The sequence below is a fragment of the Parabacteroides goldsteinii genome, assembly GCF_020091425.1.
GTDB classification, from domain to species: domain Bacteria; phylum Bacteroidota; class Bacteroidia; order Bacteroidales; family Tannerellaceae; genus Parabacteroides; species Parabacteroides goldsteinii.
In genome coordinates, this window is sequence record NZ_CP081906.1 from 2,164,110 (window position 1) to 2,189,128 (window position 25,019).

The following is a 25,019-nucleotide window of genomic DNA, read 5'->3' on the forward strand; positions in this document are numbered from 1 at the left end:
AAATATATGAGTGAATTACAACAATGGATTAACAGTTACCTGATTAAATGGGGATTAGTACACGACTCTGCAAATATTTGGGACAACCTGGTCGTATTGCTGCTTCTAATAGTGATAACTGTCGGTATCGATTACACTTGCCGCTATATCTTCCTCGAATTATTTAAGCGTTTTGCTCAAAAAACCAAAAACCAGTGGGACGATCTGATCGTAGAACGGAAGATCATCAATAAGCTGATGCACCTGATCCCCGCGATCCTGGTTTATATCATGCTTCCGCTGGCACTACCCAAAGAGGAAATGCCTACTTTGCTCGGTGTCCTTCAGATGGTATGCAGTGTTTACATTGTGGCCGTTGTACTACGATTCATCAACGCTTCACTGAACTTATTATTAGAGATATACAACCGGAGAGAATCGATGAAGAACAAACCATTGAAAGGGTTTGTACAAATCATTCAGGTGATTGTGTTCTTTGTCGGTGGAATAATCATTATCAGTATCCTGATCGGCAAATCGCCCGCTACGTTATTTGCCGGACTGGGTGCTTCGGCTGCCATCCTAATGCTGGTGTTCAAGGATACGATACTTGGCTTTGTGGCCGGTATTCAGCTATCAGCCAATGATATGCTACGTCCGGGCGACTGGATAACAATGTCAAAATACGGGGCTGACGGAACAGTGATTGAAGTGACGCTGAATGCTATTAAAGTTCGCAATTTCGACAACACAATTACCACCATACCGCCTTATGCACTGGTCAGCGATTCTTTCCAGAACTGGCGGGGGATGAAAGAATCAGGAGGGCGCCGTGTGAAGCGTTCCATCAATATCGACATGAACAGCGTACATTTCTGTACACCGGAAATGTTGGCTAAATTCCGTAAAATATCATTACTCACCGATTATATCGATACGAAGCAGGAAGAGTTGGAGGCCTATAATAAAGAACACAGCATCGACGCTTCTATTTGGGTAAACGGACGACGCCAGACAAATATAGGTGTCTTCCGCGCTTATCTGGTGAATTATCTGAAAAGCAATCCCAATGTAAGCCAGAACATGACCTGCATGGTTCGCCAACTGCAACCGACAGAACAGGGTATTCCCATGGAGCTATACTTCTTCGCATCCACCACAGACTGGATTCCATATGAAGACATCCAGGCCGATGTGTTCGACCATATCCTGGCTGTCATTCCGGAATTCGGTTTACAGGTGTTCCAGGGCGTATCAGGTTCAGACTTACGTCATTTGAGGATAGAATCAACAAATTTAAAAGATATTTGATCCAGACTCAATCAAATTCGACAAAATTCTTTTGTATCACCTCATAATAAGCAAACGGAGGTTTAACATATTCTTCCAGGACCTCCGTTGCTACTAACTGTTCGGTTTCATAATCGACTTTCCAGCCATGGTTATGCTGGGTAGTGAGCCGGACAGGGTCAAAATCCTTATCATCCTCTTTGGTGAAGAACATAGCATGTTCGCCTGCGACCGGTTTGCATTGTTCCGGCAAAATCAGCCATGCCCTAGTTTGTGCTTTATGTTCACTTTCGTCAAAATATATCAGATGGTCAAGCAATTCCAAGAAAATATCCCAGCTTATGTCATACGGAAAAGTGAGGGCAAATACCTGGGTACTCATCGTATGCATCCGGATAATAGCTTCGTAACTGCGGGCATTATATATTTCCGTAAACGTACGCAACATTAAAGCCATTTGTGTTTCATCAACTCCTGCAACAATCACCATTTTGTCGTTACTGACGGAGACATTCGGACGCAAAGCCGGATCAGGACGCCTGTCTTTTTTAAAGAATTTGTTTCGCAAATAGAAAATCAATATGACTGCCAATGCGAAAAAGAACAGATAAGTCTTAACCGGCAATTTCTTACCCGGTTTCTTCGCCACTTGGATTGTCTTCATCATGTCGTCATCAAGCCTGAATGTGATGGGGATTACCTTTTCATCTGCGATATTCTCTCCGTTACGGGTAGCGGGTATCCATTTTCCGCTTGTCAGGGCAACCAGGCGAATCGCTTCATCATTCAGCAACGGCTCCGAACCTAAAAAGACATGCGGTTCGGTAACCGAGCCATCCGGCTCTACCGTGCAGGAAACAAGGACCGTCCCACTCACCTCCTCTTCGGCAGCCTTCTCGGGATATTGCATATTCTGCCGGATAAACCAGAACTGTGCTGCCGAACCACCTGTGTATTCCGGGAAAGTACGGTCAGAACCTTCAGAACGAAGGATAGGACTATAAACCCCTTCACTGCTGCGCAACAAATACGTCAACATATACTGATTGTCCTCCATCCGGCTGAAACTCATGGAACGATATCCCAACGATGGCAAGTTATTGATATTTTTCCCCTCATTATCAGGAGGCAACATCACAACCTCCATCAATCCGACTTTTATCCTGGAAAACCGCAAATCGTTCAAAACATGGAGATACAAAGACTGGCGAACCATTTCTTCTCCTGAAGCATCTTTCTCCCTGATACTCTCGAAACGATACTTCCACGCAATAGGGACATTGCTCTTGTAATCATCTATAAAAGAATAGATAAGGCTGATTCGGGCACCACCCAGCAAAGGAATCGGCTCGCTTACAAGTCCCTGACTTTTGGGATTATCAGGCGTAAAGGCTGTAAATTCACCCTCATTCGTACCGAAATGGGTAAATGATTTTGCCGGAAAAACAGCTTCCAGGCGGAACAGGGAAATATCTTTATCGGTAATCTTCGGTTCCTCAATAATCAAGCTATCCAAAAAAGGTTTCACTTCCTGCTTTATACGCAGTTCTTCTGCTGTCAGATTATTATTCAGTTGTGCTTTCACATCCATGTTCCCCAGCAGGAAAACAGACAAAAGTAAAAATTGTAACAGGCTAACTTTCATACTATATACATTTACTTTACATCAGAACTGGAAATAGATAAACGGTTGCACACCGGCACTCTTGAACTGCACTACAACAAAAATCATAACCGCCAGAATAACAGCCTGCACCAACAAAGGAGAACGGGTTACGACTCCCTGCACCGCATTCTCTGCCGACTTAGGCATGAAGTGAAGCACATAACCAATCACCATCAGGATAAAAACACCTTTATATCCCGCTACAAATTGTGTAAATACTTCCGGATGGAAGTTTGTAAAGATTTGCGAAAGCATCTCCTTCACCGTTTGTATCGAATCGGCACGGAAGAATATCCATCCGAAACAAACCAGGTGAAACGTAATCAATATGCCCAAAACCCTGCGCCAGGGCTTCATTTCAGACCCTAGTTGCTTGAAACTGCTGAACCGGCTCATTATAAACTTATGAATCGCCAGCGCCACTCCATGAATGGCTCCCCAAATGATAAAACTCATCGAAGCGCCATGCCAGAGACCACCCAGCAACATTGTAATCAGCAGGTTTATATACGTACGGATTTTCCCTTTCCGGTTCCCACCCAGCGAAATATACAGATAATCTTTCAACCATGAAGACAGAGATATATGCCAGCGCCGCCAGAATTCGGTAATGGTCGCCGACTGGTAAGGCGAATCGAAGTTTACATTAAACCGGAAACCTAAAAGCAAAGCAATACCAATCGCCATATCCGAATAACCGGAAAAGTCGCAATAAATCTGCAAAGCATAACCATAAACGCCCAGTAGGTTTTCCACACCGGTATAAAGCAAAGGCGCATCAAAAATACGGTCTACAAAGTTCAGGCTGATATAATCGGAAATCACCGTCTTCTTAAACAAACCACAGAGTACCAGGAACAATCCTTCGCCAAATTCGGAACGGGTGACGGTCGGTTCCTTATAGATTTGCGGAATAAAGTCGCGGGCACGGACGATAGGCCCTGCCACCAACTGCGGAAAGAACGAGACATAAAACACATAATCTATCCAGCGTGTCAGCGGCGTAATCTTCCCCCGGTATACATCAATGACATAACTGATTGTCTGGAACGTGAAAAAAGAAATACCGACCGGCAGAAATATATCCATCGGCTGATACGTAACGCTTTGCATGGCCGTATTTCCAAACTGGTAACCAAACATCCTTGTTACCGAAGCAATCATATCCAACAGGAAATTGAAATACTTAAAATATCCCAGCATCCCGAGGTTTATACATAAACTAAGAACAACCCACAGTTTACGCTTCCATTGGGTTGTAGTATGGAATATTCCCTGCGCAATACAAAAATCTGACGTGGCAGTAAATAACAGCAGGAAAAACCAGAATCCGCTACTCTTATAATAAAAATAGATAGAAAACAGCGTTACATATATAATACGGGCCAGCAAATGTTTCCTGAGTGACATATAAATAATCAGGAATCCTATAAACAGGAAAAAGAACAACCCGCTACTGAACAGTATCGGCGACAGGTGTTGATAGGTGAGCACCTCTCCCAGCTTGGATAAATCTATATTATCGAACATCGTTATCTGCTATATATCGGTTATAGGTTTGCATCAGGGCACGATACAATAAAATTCCTTGCTCCTGATAGCCTTCTTTCGTAAAATGAACGCGGTCCCTTCCCATTAAACCGGTCTTGCGCCATCTGGCAGAAGAGTTCTTCCCTCCTGTCGAAGCAAACAAATCCCAGCATGCCAGACCCTCGCGACGCGCCACTTCGACAATCGCCTTTGCTGCACGTTCTGTATTTTCATTGCGCACATACGTACGTTTCTTGTTCACATACACCCGTTTATAACATTCGGGAGGAGTTGTCAGCAAGATTGCCGTATGCGGCATTTGTTTTTTCACTAAGGATATAAAATCTTCAATCTGCCCGGCAAATTCATTACGGGTAAAACGCCGGCCGAAAGTCTCGTTCGTTCCTAAAGAGATAATCAACAGCGACGGATTCAGCAAAGCCAACTGGCGGACATAGTTCTCGTCTGTATAATTTACATACATGGCACCGTTCACACCGATCGAATGATACAAAATACCCGGTTGCCCGTTGGTCAGATTGAAACCATAATAAAGGTTCTTAAAAGAAGAAGCCGGAAGCAAGTTATCCGTCCCCTGTTTCCTTCGCGTACTGTGCAGCTGCAACGTGTCGACGAGACAAGAGATGCGGAACGTATCGGCAATCACTCCCGGCGCACACGGCGCCGTACTTAATACCGTCCTGACAGAATCTTTCATTTTTCCGGCCGGCAGCATCGGCATGGACTTCTCCCCACGGTAAATGACTGCCTGGTTAAAAGAATATCCGGCACCGTTATTAGGTGCTATGCTGATATCGAAATTGATGGATGGCGACGCGGACTGGATACCGATACCACCCGGCCCAATCGGACATTTCCGGTTGTTCTGGATACAACGTCCGGCAATCCATTCCTTCGCTACGGATGAAATGAAATAATCGTCCGGTTCGTTCGTCTTGCTCAGTTTGAAGGGAGCAATCCAGCCACGCCCGGCATTGCCGAACTGCTGTTGAAGGAGACGCATCATGCGCCCGCTATAATGTCCTGCCTGTATATGCGAATCGCCCAGCTGTACAATCGTGATGACCGTATCTTTTCCCGCACGCAAGGAATCGAGTCCAGCAAAGAAATGATGCAACGGAGCGTATTCATTTACGCAACTGTCGGAGGCTGGCAACTGAATCGAGTCGACAACGGCTCCCATAAGATAAGAAGCGAAAGGCAACGCAATCGTATCCGGCACAGTCAACGTATCGGGCAACGCATTCCCCGCATCCTGAAACGATGAGCGGGAAGGCGAAAGATTCTTCGCCCCTACGGTAATCGCGAGCAATGCCAACAAAACCGACAAATTAATTAACCACTTTGTCTGCTTCATCATAAAACTCCTTTTCCAATAATAATGCATTAAAAAGAGCCGTCGCTATTTCGCGCCCGCCTCTGAAACTCAGATGTGTATAATCTTTGCTTGCCCAATTGTTCTCAACATAACGGACCATGCTGTTCTCGCCTCCCATCGCACCGAACGTATTCCAGAACGGAATACCTGTTTTACGGGCAATCTGCCTTTGTGTATGAAGCAGGGCAAGCACGGCAGGCATCGTTTCAAACTCACCCTCTTCCTGATGGCTACGGTCTGAAACACCTAACAGCAAGATATCCGCCTCCGGGAAACAAACCTGTACATGGCGAACCGCTTCTTCCATGCGTTTGCTATACCAGCCGTAATGTAAAACGCTGTCGCTTACCACATTCAAACCATACTGAAGAATAATCAGGTCGTACGGCCGGACTTCGGTCAGATTCCGGCAAAGCGAACTATCCAGACGGTTCAATATCATACCGGAATTACCACGCAGGGAGTAATTATCAACGACAACACCTGAATTATCCTCCAGGGCGACACCCAACGCACGGAAACCTTCCGTCTCCGTAAAAGAGAAAGTAGCTTCTGTAAATGTCCCTTTCCGCTCATATTGTGTTATTTTCGAAACGACAGGCAATAACTCATTGATTGTATCCGGCTGATTGTTATAATGCAGTTTCATCCGGGTTCGGGCATTCTGTTCATACAGGAATTTCAGTGAAGAAGCCGATTGTAACTCCGGATAACGGTTTGTTGTCTTGACAGATACGGATACCTTTTCACCTTTCGGTTCAAACATCATTCCGGAAAGCGTATACCCATGTTCATGGTCGGTCAGCATCGACCAGGTGTGCCATCCTTCCGAGCGCTGTTCGATAGTCGGACGGAACTGTGCAGCCACGGAAGTAATAGGAACAAAGCCCACTCCGCGCCCGCCAAACTCTTTCTGCAAGGCAGAACGCAGGTCAGCAACGACAATATCCCCCTCAATAAACGAGTCACCCAGAAAAGCGACACGCACCGGCCGGTTCATTGTCTCCCGGTTCTTCAGGGCTGTAAAGAAACGCTTCAACCCGATATGGCCTACCGAATAATCTTCGATATGCGTACCGAGCGAATCTGCCCCCTGGACAGAATACATTATATTATACAGGGAATCGCGTAACGCCAATGCCGCCGAATCAATCCCCGTCGAACGGATAATCGAATCGCGCAATGCTACTGAATCTATTTCCAACGTATCCGGTTGTTCGAGCTGTTTACGCAGCGAGTCCATCGACAACGATTGCGTTTTCACCCGTAAATCCGAAAGTAAGTCAACCTTTTTTATTTTCTGGCCGAACATGTTGTCCGGCAGATAATATAGTCCCAGGCAGATGCAAAGCGTTATAAGTAACAGCATCAGCAACCTGCCGAAATTATCTTCCTTATTCATTTACTCATTCTTACGAAGGTGCAAAGATAAGGATAAAGTTTCATTTGTAACGTAAAAGTTCCGGTATTTCAGCTGGTTCGCTGGCAACCCTTATTCCTGCTTCTTCCAATGCACGTATCTTTTCGACTGCGGTGCCGGCCCCTCCGGAAATAATAGCGCCGGCATGCCCCATCTGCTTACCCGGCGGTGCGGACTGGCCGGCAATAAAGCCGACTACCGGCTTGGTGACATGCGTACGGATATAATCGGCAGCCAGTTCCTCGGCATTTCCTTCAATCTCTCCGATTATCACGATTGAATGCGTTTCCGAATCCTTCTCGAACATTTCCAGCAGTTCGCGGAAATAGAGGCCGACAACAGGGTCGCCTCCCATTCCTACTGCGGTAGACTGCCCCATACCGTTGGCCGTCAAATGATAAACGACCTCATAGGTCAATGTCCCGCTACGGCTGAGCACACCCGTATGACCTTTCGTGAAAACCTTTCCCGGCAGGATTCCGACCAGACTTTCACCCGGAGAAATCAATCCGGGACAGTTCGGCCCAATTAACTTTGCCCCTTTCAGTTGGACAAAACGATAGGCTTTTATAACATCGACGGTCGGGATTCCTTCAGTGATACAGAGAATCAGCTCAATCCCGGCATCGGCCGCTTCCATAATGGCGTCTGCCGCAAAACGGGCAGGAACGAATATTATCGAAGTGTTAGCCTGTGTTTGCTGTACGGCATCGTACATCGTATTGAAAACCGGGATATGCTCGATTTCCGTACCGCCTTTGCCCGGTGAGGTACCACCTACGACATTGGTTCCGTATTCTTTCATTTTCAGTGCGTGGAAGAGGCCGTCGCGTCCGGTTATCCCCTGCACGACCAGCCGGGTCGATTTATTTATCAATATGCTCATGGTAACTTTTCTTTTATTGTTTATGTGATGCTTCAACAGCCATCAGGGTGGCTTCTCCCATTGTTTCGGCAACTTTGAAACGAGTGTTACGCAACAAATCGCGCCCCTCCTTCTCATTCGTGCCTGTCAGACGGACAACGACAGGGATATCGGTATCAATTTGCTCAAAAGCCTTCAGCAGCCCGTAGGCAACATCATCGCAACGCGTAATACCTCCGAAAATATTTATCAGCACAACCTTTACCTGTGGGTCTTTTAAAAGTAGCTTCATTGCCTCAATCACTTTTTCCGGATTCGAACTTCCTCCTATATCCAGAAAATTAGCTGGGTTTCCGCCATACAATTTAATCATATCCATCGTAGCCATCGCCAGTCCGGCACCGTTCACCATGCAACCAATCTCGCCACCCAGATGCACATAACTAAAACCTTTTTCCTTCGCCTGCGCCTCCGTCCTTTCTTCCTCTGTCGGTTCAAACAGTGCCAAGACACGAGGCTGGCGGTATAACGCGTTATCATCGAACGTCATCTTGGCATCAATAGCCATCAGGACCCCGTCCTTCGTCATAACCAACGGATTGATTTCAACCAGAGAAGCATCTTTCTCGATAAAAAGCTGGTACATATTCCGGATAATCGCAGCCATCTGGTTCACCTGAGCTATCTTATCGAACAAGGTAAAGGCATAACGGCGTGCCAGATAATCCGGAATCCCGATAAGCGGGTCGATCCGGAAATGAAATATCTTTTCGGGACTCCGGCGAGCCACTTCCTCAATATCCATCCCTCCTTCCGCACTCATCATCAAGACAACTGAACGGGAATTGCGGTCGATAACAAAACTGACATAATATTCAAGATGGATATTCACCGCCTCACTCACAATCACACGGGTGACAGGGAAATCTTTAATCGTCATGCCCAGAATCGCTTCGGCATGTTGTAATGCTTCTTCCGCATTGCCTGCCAGTTTAACACCTCCGGCCTTTCCCCTTCCTCCGGTCAATACTTGTGCCTTGATTGCTACCTTTTCATTCCCCAGCTGACTGAAAGCAGCCATAACCTCTTGCGCCGTGTTACACAGAATGTGCCGTTCCACTGGAATCGCATAGTCTGAAAAGAATTTTTTCGCCTGATATTCGTGTATCTTCATCTGGTAAATAATTTAGTGGTATTCACTCTTATTTTATAACAGATAAATAAATGAAGAAGTTGTTGAAGTTACCATATATATCCGGCTGTTTTCCAGCATAAAAGGAGAAATAACCTGTATTAACCGGACTTTTATTAGGAAAACTCGTTCCTTTTTCCTATATTTGTTAGGGAAGAATATGAGGAGGATGAGTTATGGATAATATTTCAGGTTATATTGAGCAATTTGTCCTGGATAAACTGAATACGTTTAACGAAGGCAGAAACACAGATAAAGGTGTGTATTTCATACTTTTGCCGAATGAAAAAACGGCTTATTACACACTTTGGTTCTACAACCCGGCAGCGGAATTTCATCCGAATGTTTTTCTCTCCACACTGGATGTGAACGCTATTAATTCAGTGGAAAAAGCGATGAAAACGACAGCCAACTCTTTCGCCAGGCTGACGGTTAAAATGAGACTGGAATCCATCTCACATAATGCCGACGACATTGTCTCTTTTGGCAAATATCGTAGTTATCATCTGTTTGAAGTGGCCGCCATCGACCCTAAATATGTCACCTGGATTGCCAACAAATATGAAGCACGCGTACAAAGCGAAAGACGTTTCAAGGAACTGGCAGCGACCTATTCATGGGTATATCAGGACCTGAACACTTCCCGCATGCACAAAGTGCCTGTCAGCCGTTTTATCGGAACGATAGATGAGAAATTAAACGATTTGCATCTTTCCGTCCGGCGGGTCAAGGTGGAAGACAATCCGTACAAAACCCGTTCAATCCGAGGAACCACCCATTTCTACGTCGACCAGAAAATTGTTGCTTCTGATGAATCCGGCAATCTGTTTTTCTTCACCATCCGGGCATCCGACCGTAGCCTGGAAAGCGGTAAGTTAAGTAATGCCGACCATGCTTATCAGGCGGGAGAAATCATGCATATCCGTTCGGCCAAAGTAATCAAGCATTATACTTCCCGGAATATCCGTTATACGAAGTTGGGATATATAAAAACAAAATAATACAATAACATTTGACAGGTAAAAATCCCATTCGAATCCATTTTTAATTTCACCCGGGAGAAATTTCGATTTCATTCGGATGAAAATTTATTTTCTCCCGGATGTGGCGTTCTTCCTGTTTTAGGAGGAAAATATATTATAGAGAAGAAAATACGCGAAGAGATGATTATGACTTATTTTACATATAAAATGGCATTTTTACAAAAAAAGACTCAACACGCTGTATATTATCAATATAGCATCAATTTAACAATAGTTAATTCTCCCGAAACCCTAGTTTCCGAATCCGAAACTCCCCAAAAACGGACTTTAAGTACACAAAGTAAAGTAAAGAATAGTAAAGTAACAACAACAGCAACAACACGTGCGCGAGAGCGGAAAAAATCGAATGTCTTTTTTTCTTTCCCGATATTTCTGTTATTTAGCAGCTTTTCCTATCTTTACCGCATTATAACCGGAAAACATGTTTACAAAAAAAATAACGCTCGTACTATCTGTATTCGTTGCACTCTTTATTTTCAACGGCACTCTCTTTGCCCAAGAGAAAGCATTTCCCAAAAAGGGAGAAGGCATCACCCTTTTTCTGAAACGTCATAATCGTGTCGGAAAAGAGTATCACGATGAGTTCGTAAAACTGAACAAGACTAAACTCGGCAATGGGAATAGCCTGAAAATGGGCGTTAAATACCAATTGCCGCCATTAAAGGGGGCAGCGGCTACCGTGGCAAGGAAACCTAATTACGAGCCCTTATTCGGCAAGGAAATGGCCGAATACAAAGTCACATCCTCCGAGTTGAAAGGCTGCTGCTTTTATCTGGTGAGCGGACATGGCGGTCCCGACCCCGGAGCCATCGGTAAAATGGGCAATGTAGAACTTCACGAAGACGAATATGCTTACGACGTCATGCTCCGCCTGGCCCGTAACCTGCTGATGCGGGGCGCCAAAGTGCACATCATCATCCAGGATGCCAAAGATGGTATCCGCAACGACAAATTCCTGAAAAACAGTAAACGCGAAACCTGCATGGGTGACCCGATACCGTTTAACCAGTTCCGCCGTCTTGAACAGCGGTGCGATAAAATCAACTCTTTATTCAAGAAAGACAAAGAAGTATACAAACGCGCCATCTTCATGCATATCGACAGCCGCAGTAAAAGTCACCAGACTGATGTTTTCTTCTATTATCAAGACAAAAATTCGGAAAGCAAACACCTGTCAAAGACAATGAAATCGACTTTCGAGCACAAATACAACAGACATCAGCCCGGCCGCGGATTCACTGGGACAGTCGGCCAGCGCGGATTGTATGTTTTAAGAAAAACAACGCCTCCCTCCGTTTTTGTCGAACTCGGCAACATACAAAATAGCTTCGACCAGAAACGTTTCATTCTCAGCGACAACCGCCAGGCTTTAGCAAACTGGCTCTGCGAAGGTTTCATAACCGATTACAAACGTTACAGGAAAAAACTGAAATAAACGGGAGACGGTATATGATAACCGTTGTTGAAACATAGGTGTTTTAATGACAAAACATATATACAAACATTCTTTCGAAAATAAGCCGGTCGATAATCGGACAGCTCAATTTTTTCTAATTATTACCCCTTAAGAACAACCGTTATTCCATAAAAATATATACCTTTGTGAGATTATTGTTGAATCGTTTTAAAACACCATGAATAATTCTTACATATCTCCTTTTGCAAAACCCGTTTATGTGATGTTGAAACCGGTAGGTTCGGTTTGTAACCTGGCCTGCGAGTACTGTTATTACCTGGAAAAAGGGAAATTGTATCCGGAAGTAAAGAATCACATCATGAGCGAGCAACTGCTGGAAAAATTCATCAAAGATTATCTGGAATGCCAGACAATGCCTCAGGTACTCTTCACCTGGCACGGCGGCGAAACACTGATGCGTCCGATAAGTTTCTACAAAAAAGCACTCGAACTTCAACAGAAATACGGCCGTGGAAGGCAGATAGACAACTGTATCCAGACAAACGGGACGTTGCTGACAGACGACTGGTGCCGTTTCTTCAAAGAAAACAACTTTCTGGTTGGAATATCAATCGACGGTCCGCAGGAATTTCACGACGAATACCGCCGGAACCGCCAGGGCCTTCCCTCCTTCTACAAAGTGATGAAGGGAATCGAGTTGCTGAAAAAACATCAGGTAGAATACAATGCGATGGCAGTCGTAAACGATTACAATGTCGATTATCCGCTTGATTTTTATAACTTTTTCAAAGAAATAGATTGTCATTATATCCAGTTCGCCCCTATCGTGGAACGGTTGGGACAACACACGGACGGGACAACGCTGACTTCGCCGGAACAACAGGACGCCCATATAAAATTGGCCCCCTTCTCCGTCGATTCCGAAAAATGGGGTGATTTCCTTTGTGCCATCTTCGATGAATGGCTGAAAGAAGATGTGGGAAATTACTATATCCAGCTATTCGATGCCACACTGGCAAACTGGGTCGGAGAACAGCCGGGCGTATGCACCCTGGCTCGGACATGCGGACATGCCGGCGTGATGGAATTCAATGGCGACCTTTATGCGTGCGACCACTTTGTGTTCCCCGAATATAAACTGGGAAACATCTATACGCAGACATTAACGGAAATGATGTACAGTCAGAACCAGTTAAAGTTCGGAGCTGATAAATACGACAAGTTGCCGGTGCAATGCAAAGAATGTGAATTTCTCTTTGCCTGCAATGGAGAATGTCCCAAAAACCGCTTCCTGCATACAGCGAGCGGCGAACCGGGATTAAACTATTTGTGCAAGGGCTACAAAAAATATTTCAGGCACGTAGCGCCCTATATGGATTTTATGAAAAAAGAATTATTGGCCCAGCGTCCGCCCGCAAACGTGATGCAATGGGCAAAAGAGAACAGAGAGATTTTATAAAACAATATGAAATACAACAGACGTGATTTTATTAAAACAGGAGGTATGGTTATGCTTGGTTCACTGGCAGTTCCTTCTTTTTTAGAAGGTTGTGCCGGTAGTACTGCTGATAAAGCTGCCGGTATCTCGTTTGCGTTAAACCATTTCGGTTTAAGCGAAAGCGATATGAAAAAAGTGCTGAACGCAGCACTGGAAAAAGGAGGAGATTATGCAGACCTCTTCTTCGAACATTCTTACCGTAACAACATCGGTTTACAAGACGGTGCGGTAAACCGCGCCTCTTCAAACATAGATTTCGGAATGGGCGTACGCGTCTTGTCCGGAGACCAGACAGGTTATGCCTACGTTGAAAATATCTCGCTCGACGAGATGCTGACAGCCGCTCGTACGGCTGCCCGTATCGCTAACGGTGCTGCCGGAAAAGGACCGGTCAAACTGACTGAAGAACCGATTATCAATAATTATTATGGTGTGCAAACACCCTGGGACGAGATTGCCGTCAACCAGAAAACGCCTTACCTGCAAAAACTGAACGACCAGATTTTTGCACTCGACAAACGAGTCCATAAGGTAATGGCTTCTCTCGGAGATACGACATCGCACATCTTTTTCTGTAATTCAGAAGGACAAACATATTACGATTATCGTCCAATGGTAACTCTGGGCGCCGTCTGCATCATGGAAGACAACGGTAAGATTGAAAACTCTTACGCTTCCCGCGCATTCCGTATGGGCGCCGAGTTCCTGACCGACGAAATCATAGCCGAAGTAGCAAAAGAGGCGGTAGAAAAAACGTCAATCCTCTTCCAGGCCGTGAAACCCAAAGGCGGCGAAATGCCTGTCGTGATGGGGGCCGGTGGTTCAGGTATCCTGTTGCATGAAGCCATCGGACATGCGTTTGAAGCCGACTTCAACCGCAAGAACACGTCCATTTTCTCCGACCAGCTGAATAAGAAAGTCTGCAACGAACACATCAATGTGGTTGACGACGGTACAATCCCGTTCAACCGTGGTTCCGTGAATATCGACGACGAAGGTGTGGAAGGACAAAAGACATATATCGTGAAAGAAGGTATCCTGACGAGTTATCTGCACGACCGCATCAGTGCGAAACATTATGGTATCCCTTCTACAGGCAACGGACGTCGCGAGTCGTTCCGCCAGATGCCTATCCCCCGTATGCGTGCCACTTATATGGAGGCCGGAAACGTGACGGAAGAAGAGATGATTTCAACTGTAAAGAAAGGTATCTATGCCTCCAGCTTTACCAACGGGCAGGTACAGATCGGTGCAGGCGACTTTACATTCTTTGTAAAAGACGGCTATCTGATTGAAGACGGAAAACTGACACAGCCGATCAAAGATATCAACATCATCGGTAACGGTCCGAAAGCCTTAGCCGACATCACCATGGTGGGCAACAATTATAAGATGGATAACGGCACATGGACATGCGGCAAAGACGGACAATCCTGTCCGGTAACTTGCGGTATGCCATCTGCTCTGGTTAGTAAACTTACTGTAGGAGGAGAAAATTGATATGATAACTAACGATAATAAGAAACTGGCCCAGTGGGCCATGGAGTTCGCATTAAAGAACGGTTGCCAGTCCTCACGGGTAACGCTGTATAATGGTTCCAGCAGTTCATTCGAAATCCGGGACATGAAGATTGACCGCTTACAGCAGGCTTCTGAAAACAGTCTGGTTATCCATCTGTTTGTCGATGGCCGTTACGGTTCTTTCTCCACCAACCGCCTGGATAAAAAGGAACTGGAAAAATTTATCCGCAACGGAATCGATTCAACCCGTTACCTGGCAGAAGACAAGGCCCGTACATTGCCTGACGCTTCCTTGTACTACAAAGGAGACGGTGCTGACCTGCAACTGATTGATCCGAAATTCGATTCCATACAGCCGGACGAAAAAGTATCGCTGGCCATGAAGACCTGCGAAGAAATGATGGGAAAAGACGACCGTATTATTTCTGCCAACTCTTCTTACAGCGATGAGAAAGACTTTAAATATATGGTTGCCAGCAATGGTTTCGAAGGTGAAGCCTGCGGTTCTTCTTTCAGCCTGGTTGCCAGCGTCAGTATCCGTGGCGAAGGCGATGCCCGTCCCGAATCTTACTGGTACGATTCTTCCTTGTATTTCGATACGATGATTAAGGAAGGATTGGGTACAAAGGCATTGGAACGTGTTTTCCGCAAGCTGGGACAAAAGAAAGTGGCTTCCGGCAAATATCGCATGATTGTCGACAATATGAATTCCGGCCGTTTGCTATCTCCTGTTATCGATGCTTTATACGGTTCTTCTATCCAGCAGAAAAACTCTTTCTTATTGGATAAGCTCGACCAGAAAGTATTGGGAGACAAACTAACCCTCATAGACGAGCCGCATCTTATCAAAGCATCCGGCGCCCGTTATTTCGATGGTGAAGGTGTTGCCACCAAGCGGATGCCCGTATTCGAAAACGGAGTACTGAAGACCTATTATATCGATACCTATTCTGCCAACAAGATGGAAGTGAAGCCGACTATTGCCTCCCCCTCCATCCTGACCATGCAGATGGGCGACAAAAATACGGACAACCTTATCGCTTCAGTAGATAAAGGTATTCTCGTTACAGGTTTCAACGGAGGTAACTGCAACAGTACAACCGGCGATTTCTCGTATGGCGTGGAAGGCTTCCTTATCGAAAAAGGAAAATTGACCCAGCCGATTTCAGAAATGAATGCAACCGGAAACATGATTGCTTTATGGAATAATCTGACAGAAGTAGGAAACGACCCTCGTCTGTTCTCCAGCTGGCGTATTCCGTCATTACTTTTCGACGGCGTTGATTTCAGCGGGTTATAATACTTATTCAGAAAAAGGATATTGCAAAAGCAGCTGACACCGTAACTGTCAAACACTTATGCAATATTCTTTTTCTTTATCTTATCAATAAATAAATCGAAATAAAATGACAGACGCTACCGCCTAGAACGAAGAAATGCCACATCGGATGCATACATTTATATGTATCGAAAAAATAAAAAACGCATCCTACCGTATAGAACAATCCTCCACCAATCAGCCAGTACAACACATCCATTGAATCCGTCCGCTGAAAGACATCAACCAAAGGCTTGAAAGCGATAATAACCACCCATCCCATTGCCAGATAACAAGTAGTTTTCAGATGATCGGTCTTTTTCATCTTCCTGAAACTGAGAAAAACACCGATAACGGCAGCAATCCATACAATTGCAAATAATAACCATCCCCAGTAACCTTCCTGCCGGAGCGCGACCAAAGTAAAAGGCGTATAAGTACCTGCAATATGTAGATAAATAGCACTATGGTCAAAACGACGCAGTAATCTCTTTTGCCGCGCATGGGACGAAGCATGATAAAATGTAGAGGTGACATACGAAAGCGTCATGCTAAGCGCATAAACCACCGAACTGCCCACTGCCCAGGGATTTCCATTACGGATAGAAGCTATCAGTAATAAAACGATAGCAACTATCCCGAAAATCATTCCTGCACCGTGCGTCAGCACATTGGCTACTTCTTCACCATAAGTTTGTCTTTGTTTGGTCCTGACCATTGCAGGTTACAATTGTTCAGCTTTAAAACCGGCATCTGTTACTGCTGCAATTATTTTATCAGCAGGAACATCCGCTGTTACTTCCAAAACCTTATCCGGCGATTTCAGGTCGACAGACCATTTATCTTCCTTCACCAACTTATTCAGTTTAGCACCGATAGCAGCCACACAGCCACCACATTTTGCGTTTGTTTTAAATTTCATTGTTGCCATAATCTTTTTGTTTATACTATTACTTCATAAATTTCAGTCTCAAGCTGTTAAGCACCACAGAAACAGAACTGAAGGCCATCGCCGCACTTGCCAGCATCGGATTCAATAACAACCCGTTTACCGGGAACAAAACGCCGGCCGCCAAAGGTATTCCTATCAGGTTGTAAATAAAGGCCCAAAACAGATTCTGATGAATCAGCCGCACCGTTCGTTTCGACAACTTGATCGCTTCCGGTAACAATAACAAATCAGATGTTATCAATGTTACCATTGCTACATCCATTGCAATATCCGTCCCTTTTCCCATCGCAATGCTCACATCGGCACGAGCCAGTGCCTGCGAGTCGTTTATGCCGTCGCCTACCATAGCAACTTTCTTTCCTAACTTTTGAAGAGCCATGATATATTCTTCCTTATCATTAGGCATCACTTCGGCCTTAAAATATTTTATACCTAAAGTATCAGCCACTCTTTCCGCGGTCTTCACGCCGTCGCCTGTCAACAAATGCACTTCTATTCCCATATCCGTCAGGGTCTTTACAGCCGCAGCCGATGTCGGTTTGATACGGTCTGAAATAGCCAGTACAGCCAGCAAACGGTTACCTTCGCCATAATAAACGACGCTTATTCCGTTGTCCTGCCATTTACGTATCTGCTTCATAGTGTCATCCGGTATCTCCGAACCGAATACCTCCAACAATCCGTGGCTTCCAACCCAGTAAGTAACACCATTGACTTCCATCCGGATTCCCCGGCCGGTAAGGCTTTCAAAATTACCGGCTTCACACGTAGAGGCTCCCGAATCTTCCAGCCAACGGATAATGGCAGACGCCAGCGGATGCTCCGATTTCAATTCCGCAGTATAGAGAATATCCAGATAACAGACATTCGATTCTGTCAGCCAGCAGGAATCGACGACAACCGGAATCCCTTCCGTCAATGTCCCCGTCTTATCCAGTACAATCGTATTAACTTTACAAAGAGTCTCCAACGCATAAGCATCTTTTATCAGGATATGCCGTTCGGCTCCTTTTCCCATCCCGACCATCAGTGCCGTCGGAGTTGCCAGCCCAAGGGCACACGGACAGGCAATCACCAATACTGAAACAGCTGAAAGAAGGGCATAAGAGAAATAATCCCCGCCGCCAATCACCATCCAGCAGATAAACGTTACGATAGACAGGAGAACGACTACCGGGACAAATATACCGCTTATTTTGTCAACTATACGTTGCACGGGCGCTTTACTTCCCTGGGCAGCCTGCACCATCTTGACGATTTGCGCCAGAACTGTTTCATTCCCGACTCCGGTCGCCTCCATCGTAAAAGCACCTTTTTGGTTGATTGTTCCGGCCAATACCCGGTCACCGGCAACTTTTTCCACAGGAATCGGTTCCCCGCTCAGCATGCTTTCATCTACGGAAGAAGAGCCTTGCAGCAAAGTTCCGTCCACCGGTATTTTCTCACCGGGACGAACACTTACAATATTTCCCCTTTTCAAAGAAGAGATAGGAACTTCCTCCTCTTTTCCGTCAGTTACAAGACGGGCCGTTTTAGGCTGTAATCCCATCAGGCTTTTAATAGCAGAAGAGGTACTGTTCTTCGCCCTCTCCTCCATCAACTTGCCCAACAGCACAAAGGCGATAATCACCCCCGAGGCTTCATAATACACATGCGGCTCCAATCCCTTTTCAATCCAGAACTCCGGATAAACCGTATTGAAGAAACTGAATATAAAAGCAATGGAAGTACTAAGGGCCACCAAAGTATCCATATTGGCACTCTTTTGCAGCGCATGGCGCACACCGTTCACATAAAACGACCGCCCGAACAGAACCATAATAGCCAATGCCAGCACCATCATTATCCAGTTGGCGTAGGGCATGTGCATAAACACCATCCCCAATAAAGCCAAAGGCACTGATAATATCCACGCTCCGATTGTATTCCGCTTCAGTTTCTTATAATGTTTACGCGCCATCTCTTCCTGTACGGCCAGCGGGTCTTCGGCCTCAACCACCAAATCATATCCGGCAGCCTGTACGGCTTCCTGCATTTTCTGTAAACTGATTACTGAAGGATGGTATGTAACTGATAAAGTGTTCGCTGCAAAATTAACAGATGCCTCTTCTACTCCGGGTAGTGCCTTGACGGTACTCTCCACGTTATTGGCACAAACCGCACAACTCATCTCAAGGACGGGCAGTACCTTACTTTCTACATCTTTCATTATTATGTTTATTTTATACCGATTCTATTGTAGAACAAAGATACGAATAAATCAGTTGCAACAAAGTTGCGGAATTTCATTACGCTCATTAAGATATGTACGAATTTAATAGTTTTATTTGGTATATTTGTCCTATTATTTAACAATCGAATACCCGACCTTTGTCAGACGAATTAACGAATGAATTTATAAAACGAATACAGTTATGATACTTGACTCCTTGAATAACACAGAAAAGGTTGAATGCTTGCACCCTTTGTTTAAAAAAGCTTTTGATTATGTAAAAGCTACTGACTTCTCCAAAATGGAAGACGGCAAATACGAGTTGGACGGTGCCCGCCTGTTTGTCAGCGTAGCCAGTTTATCCGGCAAAGATAAAAACGATGCAGCAATCGAAACGCATAAGAAATATATCGACATCCAGCTTCCCCTTCTTGGTGTAGAAAAAATCGGTTGGAAACCGGGATGCGAATTGCAGGAAGTTTCCGTGCCTTATAACGAAGAGAAAGACATCGCTTTCTTCGTTGACCGCCCGACTGCCTATACAAAAATCTATCCCGGACAGTTCGCCATCTATTTTCCGGAAGACGGCCATGCACCTGGTATCGGAGAAGGAAATATCCGCAAAGTGATTGTTAAAGTACAAGTCGAAGAATAATTGCCTGATACAACAAAGGCCGGTATCTTCTTTAAAACGAGAAAGTAACATTCTTATAAGGAAATACCGGCTTCTTTATTCTCTCTACATTTCAGAAAAGTATTTATCGCCAAAGCAAATTAAGATTATCCAATCCCTTTACAAGAAATTAAGCCTGCCATCAATAATTTATCTGTAACGATTAATTGCAGCAAACAAACAAATCTTTTGTTTTATATGTTCTATTTTTTCTCTCATAATATTTGTTTTTCAAATATTATCTATATTTGATTTCAAAATAAATCTCACAGTATGGATGAGCAAATAATCTGTCTTGATTCTCCCACTGATTTTATGGTTGGCAAATATGTTTCTGCCGACGAACTTAAACACCTTATGAATGTTCCCTGTAAGATTAAAGCAGGCGTCTTCATTCTTTGCATGGAAGGGTATGTCTGCTCGACCATCAATCTGGCAGAATACAAAACAACTAAGTTCAACATAATTACACTAACTCCCAACAGTTATATTCAGGTACATGAAATGTCTGATGACATTCTAATCTATTTTGCAGCTTTTTCTTCTGATTTTATGAGTTATGCAAATTTCTTAAGAAGTACAATGAGTTGTTTATCTATTATTTACAGACATCCGGTTATTCCTATCTCTCAAAAAATATCGAATCTGATTGCCAGCTTTTATGAGCTTTTATATCAGTACGCCGTTTATCCCAATATATCGAACAACAAGGAAATGATAAAAGCGATTTTCACAATGTGCAGTCAGGGAATTATAGAATTATACGATAGTAACCACTTTTTAGAGAAACAGGAACTCAACCGCTATACAGAGATTTATCAGGATTTTATAAATCTCGCCCTGCAATATTATACAACAGAACGTAATGTTACATTCTATGCAGACCGTTTAGGGTTGACACTCTCCTATTTCTCCACCTGCATAAAAAAAGCTATCGGGCAAACTCCCCTTGAAGTACTGACACAAATAATAATCATAGACGCCAAAGTACAACTGAAAGGAACAAACCAGGAAATTAAAAACATAGCAATGGAGTTAGGTTTCACCAATTTATCATTCTTCAATAAATTTTTTCGCCATCATGTAGGAATAACACCTCAGGAATATAGAGGAAAACTATATACATATTCCAATTATCAAAAAGATATTGATTAATATGATTTCTTTTTATAAGAATAAAAAACAGAACATATTATCCCAAAAATATATCACGCATATTCACTCCGATAGCCTTTACTTTGTAAAGCTATACAAATCATAATTTATTGGTGCTAAAATAAAGACATTATGGAGAGAAATATCATACAATCAGGAACAAATATCGAATACAGTTTGCTGATGAGTCTCATGGGAGTCAGCGTAAGCAAACATTTACTGGATGAGCACTTCACCCTCTTATGGGCAAACGATTTCTATTATGATTTGATAGGTTATCCGAAGGAAGAGTATGAGAATCTTTTCCATAACCAACCTGACTTATATTTTAAAGGTCATGAAGAAGCATGGAATATATTGGGACAGAAAGTGTATGAAGCAATAGCCAATAACTCCAACGGCTACGAGGCCATTATGAAAATGCCTGTAAAAGGAGGTGAAAGATGGACAAAACTGACGGCTACATTCACCGACCAGATTCAGGACGGGATTCCAATATCCTACACGGTAATGACCGATATTGAAGATATAATGCAGGCCAAACAGGAACAAACAATCGCTTACGAAAATCTCCCGGGTTTTATCTCAAAGAACAAGATTGGCCGTGACGGAAGTTTTACACTGCTGGATGCAAATGATAAATATATGGAGTTCGCGGGGGTTAGTAAAGGAGAATATCCTTTTTTCTCCCCCTTCTCCCGTCTGAACGAAAAAAGCCGGGAAGTACTGAAAGAACATGTAGCACTTATGCAAAAAGGAAAACCAGTGCATTTTGTTATCCAGTCGAAAGACAAGAACGATAACGATTCCTGGTTACAACTGAATGGGGAATGTATTGGCTGGGAAGGAGATGAACCAATCTATCTGATTGTATTTATCGATATCACCGATATTACCGAACAACGCGAATTACAAAAAAAACTTCAGGAACAATCCGAGCAATTGAAAGAGGCACTCGATTCTGCCGAAAAAGCCAATCAGGCTAAATCAGATTTCCTTGCCCGCATGAGTCATGATATCCGAACTCCCATGAACGCTATCATTGGAATGACAGCCATTGCCAAAGCACATGTAGATGAACGCGAACGGCTACTTGACTGTATGGAAAAAATCAACGGAGCATCCAAATTGTTACTTAGCCTGATTAATGAAGTATTGGATATGTCGAAGATAGAAAGTGGCCGGCTGATTTTGTCTGAAGATGAATTCAACATAGGAGAACTTCTACAAGACCTCGTCGTCATGATGCAGTCTGAAATTAAAAATAAGCAGCAGACACTCGATATCCATGTAAAAGGGTTAAAGCATGAAAATGTGACGGGCGATATACAACGCATCAAGCAGGTACTGATGAATATCCTCTCCAATGCAGTCAAATATACACAGGAAAATGGGCAAATCACCATAGACATCAACGAAAAAGTAACCTGGGATGGGTTCGGTGACTACGAATTTGTCTTTGAAGATAACGGAAGAGGAATGAAACCCGAATTTCTTGACAAAATCTTTTTGCCGTTCGAACGTGCCAGCGACAATGGTATCAAGAATATACAGGGGACCGGACTCGGGATGGCAATCAGTCATAAAATTGTAAAGATGATGGGGGGCGACATTAAAGTGGAAAGCGAATACGGCAAAGGTTCCCGCTTTACAATCAACATGCCATTACGTCATTGCGAACAGGTTCCGGATGAGAAAATAAGAATAGACGGATTGGAAGTGCTTGTTGTCGACGATGATAAGATTGCATGCCAAAGTACTTGCAGTTGCTTGCAGGAAATCGGAATAAAAAGTGACTGGGTATGTTCCGGAAATGAAGCCATAACCTACGTCCGGAAACGGTATGCAGAAGCAAACAACTACTTTGCTGTCATTATTGACCTGAAAATGCCGGAAATGAATGGCATAGAAACAACACGGCAAATCAGGAATATTGTTGGGACAGATGTTCCGATAATCATTCTTTCCGCATACGATATTGAAGAATATGAAGCAGAGGCCAAAGCTGCAAAAGCCAATGGTTTCATAACCAAGCCCCTCTACAAATCAAAATTATTCCAGATTCTGAAACGTTTCCTTTTTGAGGGGGAACAACCGGAGCCGGTCAGCCAGTTCAAACTGTCGGATGCCGACTATTCCGGCAAACGCATCTTGTTAGTGGAAGACAATGAGTTAAACCGGGAGATTGCCGTTGAAATCATCGGAAGTACCGGTGTATCCATTGACACGGCGGTAAATGGTCTCGATGCAGTAAATATCGTTTCGCAGTCGGCTGAAGGCTTCTATCAGATGATACTGATGGATATCCAGATGCCGGTAATGGATGGCTATGAAGCGACCCGTCAAATACGTTCACTGAAACGTGCCGATATACCTAACATACCAATTGTAGCCATGACCGCCAACGCCTTTTCAGAAGATGTGACAAATGCAATCAAAGCTGGAATGAACTATCATCTGGCAAAGCCCATCGACCTGGCGGCACTAATGGGAGTCCTCAATAAGTATTTACAATAGAAAACGTTAGGGAAGCTAACCGGGTTTTAGCTTCCCTAACGTTAATAATACAACTCTCTTATTTACCGTCCGGTTGCCTGTAAATATTCCGTCCGTTTAATCAGGTAATTGGTATAATCGTCCGTATATTGGTCTCTACTCTGTTGTAGTAAAGACTGGGCATTCAGCAAATCGCTCAATGTCTCTGTCCCTACCTGATAATAATCTGTACTCAGACGCACATTTTCTTCTGCCGTTTTTACCGATTCTTCCGATATCTTTGCCTGTTTATAGGCCTCTTCCAATTCATTCCAGAGTTTTTGCATCTGCAAAAGAAGTTTCTCATTGGTATCCTGCCGTGTATATTCAGCCGCTTTCAATTGCAACTTCTGCTTCCTGATAGCATGCGAACCGCCCCACCAATCGGTTAAGGGGACAGAAACCGTAGCAAAAATCATCCCGAAAGAATGATCGGTATCCAGAATATTATGATACATATAGCCGGCTCCTATTCCTACCGACGGCAGGTTCTGACCGACTTTCAATTTATATTGCAGACGGCTGGCTTCCACATTCTTATCAAGCAGTTTATAGGCAACAGTCGTCGGCAAGGCACTCATCAAGTCTATCCGGTAAGTCTCCGGCGAAGGCAGAGGCTCCTGCAAAGTTGCCTGAACGGTGAAATCATCTTCCGGCAGTCCGATATACTGAGACAACAACATTTTCGACAAACGTAAATTATTATCTACTTTCAGCCGGTCACTGGCTATGCTGTTCTTTTTCAGTTGAACCTGTAACAGTTCATTCCTGTTCGCCACACCGGCACGAACGGAAGCTTCCACATCCTTATACAAGTTGTCGATTAATGTTTCCAGTAAGGAAACCGTTTTTCTCTTTTCCTGCAAAGAAACGTGCAGCCAGTAATACTGTTCGACAGTCAGCAATACTTCATTCTCCGATTGTTTCATCTGATAACGGCTCACTTCCACCGCTAGGGCAGCCAGTTTGTTATTATTAAGTATCTGTCCTCCTGCAAAAACCGGCTGGACAGCCGTTACTCCTCCCATAACACCGTTCTTTGCCATTGTCATTTCTAACAGACCGGGAACCAGTGCCAACTCTGCCATTCCATTGTCAGAGGTAAAAGCGCCTCCCGTCGCACTTATAGATGGAAAATATTTCGTGAAAGCCTCTTTACGCACTTCTTCCGCTCCTTTAACATCTAAACGGGCGTTCTTCATCCGGGCATTATTCTCCAATGCCAGTTGGCTGCATTCTTCCAGTGTCAAACTACGCTGGGCTTCGACAGATAAAGCCGGTACCAGCAAAAGACAAAGGAGATTGCCTAAAACATATATTATCTTTTTTCCAGACATATTCTTTACTCTTAATA

General features: G+C 44.2%; 19 protein-coding genes. 9 read left to right on the forward strand and 10 right to left on the reverse strand.

Annotated elements, in window-relative coordinates:
• The first annotated feature begins 6 nt into the window (after positions 1 to 6).
• On the forward strand, positions 7 to 1,290 hold the full coding sequence (locus K6V26_RS10090) for a mechanosensitive ion channel family protein (RefSeq protein ID WP_224265262.1): 1,284 nt from the start codon (positions 7 to 9) through the stop codon (positions 1,288 to 1,290).
• A gap of 7 nt (positions 1,291 to 1,297) precedes the next feature.
• Here K6V26_RS10090 and K6V26_RS10095 read toward each other — a convergent pair whose 3' ends face one another.
• Genes K6V26_RS10095 through sucC form a run of 6 tightly spaced genes read right to left on the reverse strand, consistent with a single transcriptional unit; the run spans position 1,298 to position 9,323 of the window.
• Positions 1,298 to 2,914: an energy transducer TonB gene (locus K6V26_RS10095; RefSeq protein WP_224265263.1), complete on the reverse strand. Its 1,617-nt coding sequence runs from the start codon at positions 2,912 to 2,914 to the stop codon at positions 1,298 to 1,300.
• Positions 2,915 to 2,935: 21 nt separating this feature from the next.
• On the reverse strand, positions 2,936 to 4,465 hold the full coding sequence (locus K6V26_RS10100) for an MBOAT family O-acyltransferase (protein WP_007656914.1): 1,530 nt from the start codon (positions 4,463 to 4,465) through the stop codon (positions 2,936 to 2,938).
• Entirely contained in the window at positions 4,455 to 5,843 is a 1,389-nt protein-coding gene (locus tag K6V26_RS10105) for a GDSL-type esterase/lipase family protein (protein ID WP_394373150.1), read from the reverse strand. The genes K6V26_RS10100 and K6V26_RS10105 overlap by 11 nt, the downstream gene beginning before the upstream one ends.
• A complete protein-coding gene (locus K6V26_RS10110; RefSeq protein WP_224265265.1) occupies positions 5,818 to 7,266 on the reverse strand; it encodes an SGNH/GDSL hydrolase family protein in 1,449 nt (482 codons plus the stop codon). Before K6V26_RS10110 ends, K6V26_RS10105 begins: the two co-directional genes overlap by 26 nt.
• Before the next feature lie 40 nt (positions 7,267 to 7,306).
• Positions 7,307 to 8,170 carry a succinate--CoA ligase subunit alpha gene (sucD, locus tag K6V26_RS10115; protein ID WP_224265266.1) on the reverse strand — a complete coding sequence of 288 codons (864 nt, stop codon included), beginning with the start codon at positions 8,168 to 8,170 and terminating at the stop codon, positions 7,307 to 7,309.
• Between the two features lie 13 nt (positions 8,171 to 8,183).
• Positions 8,184 to 9,323, reverse strand: coding sequence for an ADP-forming succinate--CoA ligase subunit beta (gene sucC, locus K6V26_RS10120; RefSeq protein ID WP_224265267.1), 1,140 nt, complete (start codon positions 9,321 to 9,323; stop codon positions 8,184 to 8,186).
• Positions 9,324 to 9,517: 194 nt separating this feature from the next.
• On the opposite strand from sucC, the gene K6V26_RS10125 reads away from it, so the two are divergent.
• From K6V26_RS10125 to K6V26_RS10145, 5 genes are all read left to right on the forward strand, one after another.
• The gene (locus tag K6V26_RS10125; protein WP_224265268.1) at positions 9,518 to 10,342 is read left to right on the forward strand and encodes an exodeoxyribonuclease X C-terminal domain-containing protein; all 825 of its coding nucleotides are present in this window, start codon (positions 9,518 to 9,520) and stop codon (positions 10,340 to 10,342) included.
• 463 nt (positions 10,343 to 10,805) lie between these two features.
• Positions 10,806 to 11,819: an N-acetylmuramoyl-L-alanine amidase family protein gene (locus tag K6V26_RS10130; protein WP_122327451.1), complete on the forward strand. Its 1,014-nt coding sequence runs from the start codon at positions 10,806 to 10,808 to the stop codon at positions 11,817 to 11,819.
• A gap of 199 nt (positions 11,820 to 12,018) precedes the next feature.
• Entirely contained in the window at positions 12,019 to 13,260 is a 1,242-nt protein-coding gene (locus tag K6V26_RS10135; RefSeq protein ID WP_195437794.1) for an anaerobic sulfatase-maturation protein, read from the forward strand.
• 6 nt (positions 13,261 to 13,266) lie between these two features.
• On the forward strand, positions 13,267 to 14,799 hold the full coding sequence (locus K6V26_RS10140) for a TldD/PmbA family protein (RefSeq protein WP_224265269.1): 1,533 nt from the start codon (positions 13,267 to 13,269) through the stop codon (positions 14,797 to 14,799).
• 1 nt (position 14,800) lies between these two features.
• Positions 14,801 to 16,120: a TldD/PmbA family protein gene (locus tag K6V26_RS10145; RefSeq protein ID WP_224265270.1), complete on the forward strand. Its 1,320-nt coding sequence runs from the start codon at positions 14,801 to 14,803 to the stop codon at positions 16,118 to 16,120.
• Positions 16,121 to 16,196: 76 nt separating this feature from the next.
• Here K6V26_RS10145 and trhA read toward each other — a convergent pair whose 3' ends face one another.
• Genes trhA through K6V26_RS10160 form a run of 3 tightly spaced genes read right to left on the reverse strand, consistent with a single transcriptional unit; the run spans position 16,197 to position 19,299 of the window.
• Positions 16,197 to 16,856: a PAQR family membrane homeostasis protein TrhA gene (trhA, locus tag K6V26_RS10150; protein ID WP_224265271.1), complete on the reverse strand. Its 660-nt coding sequence runs from the start codon at positions 16,854 to 16,856 to the stop codon at positions 16,197 to 16,199.
• A 6-nt stretch (positions 16,857 to 16,862) separates the two neighbouring features.
• Positions 16,863 to 17,069 (reverse strand): heavy-metal-associated domain-containing protein, encoded by a 207-nt coding sequence (locus tag K6V26_RS10155; RefSeq protein WP_224265272.1) that lies wholly within the window; start codon positions 17,067 to 17,069, stop codon positions 16,863 to 16,865.
• Between the two features lie 19 nt (positions 17,070 to 17,088).
• Positions 17,089 to 19,299, reverse strand: coding sequence for a heavy metal translocating P-type ATPase (locus tag K6V26_RS10160; RefSeq protein WP_224265273.1), 2,211 nt, complete (start codon positions 19,297 to 19,299; stop codon positions 17,089 to 17,091).
• A 205-nt stretch (positions 19,300 to 19,504) separates the two neighbouring features.
• On the opposite strand from K6V26_RS10160, the gene K6V26_RS10165 reads away from it, so the two are divergent.
• From K6V26_RS10165 to K6V26_RS10175, 3 genes are all read left to right on the forward strand, one after another.
• Positions 19,505 to 19,957 carry a YhcH/YjgK/YiaL family protein gene (locus K6V26_RS10165; RefSeq protein ID WP_046147145.1) on the forward strand — a complete coding sequence of 151 codons (453 nt, stop codon included), beginning with the start codon at positions 19,505 to 19,507 and terminating at the stop codon, positions 19,955 to 19,957.
• Between the two features lie 291 nt (positions 19,958 to 20,248).
• The gene (locus tag K6V26_RS10170; protein WP_007656931.1) at positions 20,249 to 21,130 is read left to right on the forward strand and encodes a helix-turn-helix domain-containing protein; all 882 of its coding nucleotides are present in this window, start codon (positions 20,249 to 20,251) and stop codon (positions 21,128 to 21,130) included.
• A gap of 132 nt (positions 21,131 to 21,262) precedes the next feature.
• Positions 21,263 to 23,647, forward strand: coding sequence for a response regulator (locus tag K6V26_RS10175; RefSeq protein ID WP_122327444.1), 2,385 nt, complete (start codon positions 21,263 to 21,265; stop codon positions 23,645 to 23,647).
• 62 nt (positions 23,648 to 23,709) lie between these two features.
• Here the strand turns inward: K6V26_RS10175 and K6V26_RS10180 are convergent, their stop codons facing one another.
• Positions 23,710 to 25,002: a TolC family protein gene (locus tag K6V26_RS10180; RefSeq protein ID WP_122327443.1), complete on the reverse strand. Its 1,293-nt coding sequence runs from the start codon at positions 25,000 to 25,002 to the stop codon at positions 23,710 to 23,712.
• Between the last annotated feature and the right edge of the window lie 17 nt (positions 25,003 to 25,019).